This window comes from Oleiphilus sp. HI0086 (genome assembly GCF_001635225.1).
In genome coordinates this window covers 1-616 of record NZ_LWFZ01000741.1, presented here as the reverse complement: position 1 = coordinate 616, position 616 = coordinate 1, and the positions used below count along the sequence as shown (strand labels likewise).

1 pseudogene is annotated in these 616 nt (G+C 45.3%); it reads right to left on the bottom strand.

From position 1 onward, the window contains the following. A pseudogene (locus A3756_RS12490) lies at positions 1-616 on the bottom strand (erythrose-4-phosphate dehydrogenase); the annotation flags it as partial.

Below are 616 nucleotides of genomic sequence, written 5' to 3'. Positions count from 1 at the left end.
ATCACCAACAAAGTCACTCGACGCTAACGGCTCTTCGGTGTAGTGGAAAATACCAAATTTATCGGCACCAGCCTTTTCGGCTAACAATGCGTTCACATCATTAGTATTAACGGCCATATCTACATACAACGATAACTCTATCGCTGAAACATTAATCGTAGGGACTCGCATAGCAGTCGCAGTTAATTTACCTTTCAAGTCAGGCAAAATACGCTCAACACCTTTCGCCAAACCTGTGTCGACGGGAACCACATTGTTCATCGAGCTTCGAGTACGCCTAAGATCCTGATGATGATAGGCATCGATCGTTGGCTGATCATTCATAGCGGAGTGAATAGTGGTAAGCGAACCAGCTACAATACCGAAGCGTTCATCTATAGCACTCAATACTGGCACAACAGCATTACTAGTACATGACGCACACGAGGCGATTATGTCGCCACTATCTAAGCCAAAATGATTTACACCATAGATCACTGTCTTATCGAAGCTTTCATCACCTGGTTGAGAAACAAGCACGCGCCCGGCACCAGACTCCAAATGACCGGAAACCTGCTTAAGAGAACTAAAGCGACCAGTACACTCCATGACTAAATCTATACCCAGATCCTCCCAA